This window comes from Sphingobium olei, from assembly GCF_042678845.1.
GTDB lineage: Bacteria > Pseudomonadota > Alphaproteobacteria > Sphingomonadales > Sphingomonadaceae > Sphingobium > Sphingobium olei.
In genome coordinates this window covers 1-5,333 of the sequence record NZ_JBHTLS010000072.1, presented here as the reverse complement: position 1 = coordinate 5,333, position 5,333 = coordinate 1, and the positions used below count along the sequence as shown (strand labels likewise).

General features: G+C 64.3%; 4 protein-coding genes. 1 reads left to right on the top strand and 3 read right to left on the bottom strand.

Annotation, left to right across the window (positions count from 1 at the left end):
• Positions 1–139: 139 nt before the first annotated feature.
• Together ACFQ24_RS04520 and ACFQ24_RS04515 are read right to left on the bottom strand one after the other, a co-directional pair.
• Positions 140–958, bottom strand: coding sequence for a hypothetical protein (locus ACFQ24_RS04520; protein ID WP_129927691.1), 819 nt, complete (start codon positions 956–958; stop codon positions 140–142).
• A gap of 63 nt (positions 959–1,021) precedes the next feature.
• Positions 1,022–1,654, bottom strand: a complete 633-nt coding sequence (locus tag ACFQ24_RS04515) for a recombinase family protein (RefSeq protein WP_076605505.1) — start codon at positions 1,652–1,654, stop codon at positions 1,022–1,024.
• Between the two features lie 129 nt (positions 1,655–1,783).
• On the opposite strand from ACFQ24_RS04515, the gene ACFQ24_RS04510 reads away from it, so the two are divergent.
• Positions 1,784–4,753 carry a Tn3 family transposase gene (locus ACFQ24_RS04510; protein WP_060978499.1) on the top strand — a complete coding sequence of 990 codons (2,970 nt, stop codon included), beginning with the start codon at positions 1,784–1,786 and terminating at the stop codon, positions 4,751–4,753.
• A 265-nt stretch (positions 4,754–5,018) separates the two neighbouring features.
• On the opposite strand, the gene ACFQ24_RS04505 is transcribed toward ACFQ24_RS04510, so the two are convergent.
• Positions 5,019–5,333: transposase (locus tag ACFQ24_RS04505; RefSeq protein WP_380909296.1), on the bottom strand; the 315-nt coding region annotated here is incomplete at its 5' end.

Genomic DNA, 5,333 nt, shown 5'->3' with positions numbered 1-5,333 from the left:
TTCCTTATGCACGTCCAGACCAACGTATTTCACTGCGTCCGTCATGACTCGCCTCCGCTGCTGAAAAATCCATCATCAGCATCTCAGATTCGAGCCTCCGAGGCTCGGGCAGTCATGGGGTCTAAGCGTGTCGCGTAGATCATCCGCATCGTTCGAGCCTATGGCTTGAAACGGGACCGCCTCCCCAACTTGTCGATCGCGAACGCTGCATTGTGAGGATCGGACCGCGCTGGCGAAGCGACCAGAGTTCGCCGTGTTCGCCGGTCTTGTCTTTGCAGGTAGCGCGATAGTTCAGCGCACCATCAATGCCGCTTGCCACCGCCTTGGCCGTGCAGCTTTCTCCGGTTCTTTCCAGACGCACAGGGTCATAGCCGATGAACGTCCACGGATCAGCCGGACACGCAAGGCGCGATGGAGACCAGGTTCCCGGCAGCGGAGGGTCGCGATCGGGTTCGGCGGACGCTTTGTAGCCCCTCATTTTGACGCCGTTCAAGCTGGCTTCGCCGGGCCGATCCTCGATCAAGCGAGCGGCAAGAAAAGTGCTGGCAGCCTCCGCCGCAGTCTTCACCTCGGTCGCCAATCGGGGCCGATCGCGCCACACCAGAATGACTTGACGACCCCTGAACGGCAACTTGGTCGCACATTGATAGAAAAGCCGGTCAGGTCCGGGTGTCGATTCCGGTGAACATAAGACGGTCCTCTCGCCGAGCTTGCGCGCCGTGCCGCGCCCGCGCGGCACGGCTACCGACATGCTGGAAGGATCGATCAGGATGCTCTCATCCAGCAGCAGATCATAGTTCTCGTTCGGCCTGACCCTGAGGAAACGTGGAAAATCGGAGACGTAGGTTTCCACTTCGCCCGGCCTCAAATTGAACACCAATCCCATTACGCTTGGATGTTCGGCATGATCGGTGGAACCGGCCTGTGCCGTTTCGTCGCCCGTTTTTTGACGAACCATTGCAGCCAGCAGATGCGATGAGGCAGCAGAGCAAAGCGATCCGATGCATAATGCTATGATTATTCATCCCGTTCGCCCCTTGCGTTGCAGCAGCTTCTCGCCATCGGGTCTGATCTCGCCCTTGGGGGTGACGTGTCGGTAGAGGGTCTGCCGGGTAACGCCGAGTTCGGCGCACAGCTCGGCGACCTTGGTTTCGGGCTTGCCCATCGCAGCCTGGGCAAGGCGCAGCTTGGCGGGCGTCATCTTGAACGGCCGTCCGCCGTGCCGTCCCCGCGCACGGGCGGAGGCAAGGCCGGCGCGGGTACGCTCGACGATCAGTTCTCGCTCGAACTCGGCGAGGCCGGCGAAGATCGCGAAGATCAATCGACCGTTGGCGGTAGTGGTGTCGATCGACGCGCCTTCGCCCGCCAGCACCTTGAGGCCGATCTGCCGCTTCGTCAGCTCGCCGACCAGATTGACAAGGTGGCGCAGGTCACGCCCCAACCGATCGAGCTTCCACACAACCAGCGTGTCGCCGCGACGTAGCGCCTTGAGGCAGGCGTCGAGGCCGGGGCGCGTATCGCGCCGTCCCGATGCGGCGTCCTCATAGATGTGATCGGGATCGACGCCTACCGCGACCAGCGCGTCGCGCTGGAGGTCGTGGACCTGGCTGCCGTCCGCCTTCGACACCCGTGCATAGCCGATCTGCGTCGTCACATATACGTCCGTCTGCGTGACGGAGCGGCATTGCCCGTCGATCAATCTGCATAATGTCACATAACCCGTCTCCTCGTCTATGCTCCATGAACAGGGCCACATCCCTGTTGCGTGACAAACAGGAAGCCGATGCCGTCCAGAACAATATTATCGCCTGCGCAGCGCGCTGTGATCTTCGATCCGCCTTCTGACAGCGCGACGATCGAGCGGCTCTTCACTCTCGGCCCCGATGACCTCGCGCAGGTAGCGCGTCGTCGGCGCAGAGCGAACCGGCTCGGCTATGCCGTGCAGCTCTGCTACCTGCGTCATCCGGGGCGTGCGCTGCTGCCGAGTGAAGCAGTGCCCGCCCTCATGCTGTCGCTGCTCGCCGACCAGATCGGTTGCCGGATCGACGACTTCGCCGACTATTCTGCCCGTGCGACGACGCTGCGCGAGCATCGCGCCGAGATCGAAGCGTATCTTGGTCTGCGCGCCTTTGACCGGATCGACGTACGATCGACGCTGGCACTGGGATCAGAGATCGCCACCTCGACCGATCGGGGCGAGGCGATCGTCGCCGGCATGGTCAATCGCCTGCGGCTCGACCGGATTGTTCTGCCTGCGGCATCGACGCTGGAACGGCTCGCCCTCATCGTGCGGGCCCATGCACGCAAGGCCGCCCATGCCGGACTGATCCGCGATTGCTCGGCCGATCAGGAAGCGGCACTCGAACGCCTGATCGCATCCGATGACAATGGTCGCACCCGTCTGGGATGGCTACGCGAATGGCCGGAAGCGCCATCGGCGTCGAACCTGAAGGGGATCGTCGAACGGCTCGACGCGGTGCGCGGCATCGGGATCGCAACCGATCGGGCACGACGTATCCATGCCGCCCGCTATGCCGTCATCGCCCGGACCGCCGGCATCGTCACTGCGCAACACCTCCGGCGTCTCGAACGCCCGCGCCGACTCGCGATGCTGGTCGCCTCCATGATCGAGATGGAGGCGGCGCTGACCGATGCCGCCTTGGTCATGGTCGAGAAGATGGTGGGGGCGCTGTTCCGCCGCGCCGACCGTACCCGGTCCGACCGGCTGCTCGGGCAGGCACGGATGCTGAAAGACACGGCGCGCTTTCATGTCCGGCTCGGCCGCTTGCTGGTCGATGCACGCGCGAGCGGACGCGACGCCTTTCGCACGATCGATGACCGGGTGGGCTGGGATCAGCTCGAACGCAGCATCCGCTTCGCCGAGGATCTGACGCGTGCGGCCGATGACGGTCTGGAGGAAGTGGTCGAACGCTACCCTGCCGTGCGGCGGTTCGCCCCGACCTTCCTCGCCGCCTTCACCTTCCGGACCGCGAGATCGGGCGATCCGCTGCTCGGCGCGATCGAGGCGCTGCGAACGATGTACCGCGACGGCCGATCGGTCCTGCCGAAGCGTGTGCCGACCAGCTTCATCAAGCCACGCTGGCACAAGGTCGTGCAGCCGGCCGAAGGGACAATCGACCGCCGCGCCTATGAGATCGCGGTGATCGTCCACCTGCGCGAACGGCTCGGATCAGGCAGCATCTGGGTAGATGGCAGCCGCGCCTATCGCACGCTGGACGATTACCTGCTGCCGGTGCCCGCCTTTGAGACGATGCGCACCGATAGCGATCTGCGCCTCGCCGTGCCGTCCCGTTTTTCTCAATGGTATGAGGAACGGCGCGCGATGCTGACCCAGCGCATGACCGAGGTGGAGCGCGCAGCCGCGGCCGGCGAACTGGTCGACGTAACGATCGAGCGCGGGCAGTTGTTGATCTCGCCGATCCGGCGATCTCCGTCCGACGATGCCGAGGCGCTGAAGGCCCGGCTCTACGCGATGCTGCCGCGTGTCCGCATTACGGACCTGCTGGTTGAGGTCGCCGCGTGGTCGGGCTTTGCCGACCGTTTCGTTCATGCCCGCAGTGGCGAGCCGGCCTCTGACCAGTCCGCGCTGATGGGGTCGATCCTCGCCGATGCGACCAATCTCGGCCTCGGGCGCATGGCGGAAAGCTCGCGTGGGCTGACATTGTCACGCCTGCGCTGGACTGCGGAATGGCATGTGCGCGATGAAACGTACCTGTCGGCGCTGGCGGCGATCGTAGACTGCCACACCGCGCATCCGCTCGCCCAGGTCTGGGGACCGGGCGACACATCGTCCTCGGACGGGCAGTTCTTCCGCGCCGGCGGTCAGGGCGAGGCGCGCGCCGATCGCAACGCCCGCTACGGCAGCGAACCCGGCGTGCTGTTCTACACCCACGTCACCGACCGCTTCACGCCGTTCCATACCAAGGTCATAGCCGCCAATGCTGGCGAGGCCGCGCATGTCCTCGACGGCCTGCTCGATCATGAGAGTGAACTGGTGATCCGCGAACATGCGACCGATACCGCCGGGGCGGTCGATCATGTCTTCGGCTTGTGCCATCTGCTCGGCTTCCGCTTCGCACCGCGTATTCGCGACCTCAACGAACGCCGCCTGTATAGCCTGTCGTCGCTCGATCCTTGGCCGACGCTGCGCCAACTTGTCGCGGGCCCGGTCAACGTGCGCGCGATCGAAGAGGATTGGGACGAGACGCTGCGGCTCGCCGCCTCGATCCGCGCCGGCACCGTCAGTGCCTCGGTCATGCTGCGCAAGCTGGCGGGTTTCCCGCGTCAAAACCCCGTCGCCCGCGCGCTGCGTGAGATCGGGCGGATTGAGCGCACACTGTTCATGCTCGACTGGTTCGACGATCCCGAACAGCGGCGTCGCACCGGCAGCATCCTCAACAAGGGTGAGGCCCGCAACGCGCTCGCCCGCGCCATCTTCTTCAACCGCCTCGGCGAACTGCGCGACCGCACCTTCGAGAACCAGCGCCATCGTGCCTCTGGCCTGACCCTGCTCACCGCGGCCGTCACGCTCTGGAACACCGTCTATCTCGACCGCGCCGTCCGGCATTTGCGCGCCAGCGGTGTCGAGGTGCTGGACGAACTGCTTGCCCATGTCGCGCCATTGGGCTGGGAGCATATCGGCCTCACTGGCGACTATCTGTGGAGCGAGATGGACAAGCCCCGCGAGCGGTTCAGGCCGCTCCGCCTCCATCGGAACGGTCGGGATGCTTAGCGTACGCGTGTGGATGGCTCCCGCGTTGCGGTGCGATTTTCTGACGTTCTGACATGCCATATCGAGTGCAGTCGCGTGTCCGGCCTTTATGTGCAGCCTTTATACGGCTGCTGGCCTTGAAGGATTCCGCCAGCCCTGGCCTCCTCATCGTTTACGCGGACTCGAAGTCCTGTACGCTAAGCAGGTTTGCCGAAGCTCGGTGGATCGAATGGCTTGCCTTCAGTCGGTCTTCACACCTCAACCTTGTTTTGCCATCGCCTGCCAATCAGGCTGCGATCGCCAATTCCTTTCTTTCATACTCGACGCCGCGCGTCATCACCACCCATGCAATACGCGCCATCTTGTTGGCCAGAGCAACGGCCACGACCTTGGGCGGACGGCGATCAAGCAAGGCTTTGGCCCATTCAAAGCCTTTGACGCTGCCCGCCCGGACATGCCGCAGCACTGAAGTCGCACCGACGACCAGCAATTGTCGCAGGTAGCGATTGCCGCCCTTGGTAATCTTGCCCAGGCGGGTCTTGCCACCTGACGAGTTTTGCCGGGGCACGAGTCCAAGCCAGGCGGCGAAATGGCGGGCCGA

Bases quoted from the DNA above. Each gene is read 5' to 3' on its own strand.
- ACFQ24_RS04520 (WP_129927691.1), bottom strand. From the start codon at position 958: ATGGTTCGTCAAAAAACGGGCGACGAAACGGCACAGGCCGGTTCCACC.
- ACFQ24_RS04510 (WP_060978499.1), top strand. From the start codon at position 1,784: ATGCCGTCCAGAACAATATTATCGCCTGCGCAGCGCGCTGTGATCTTC.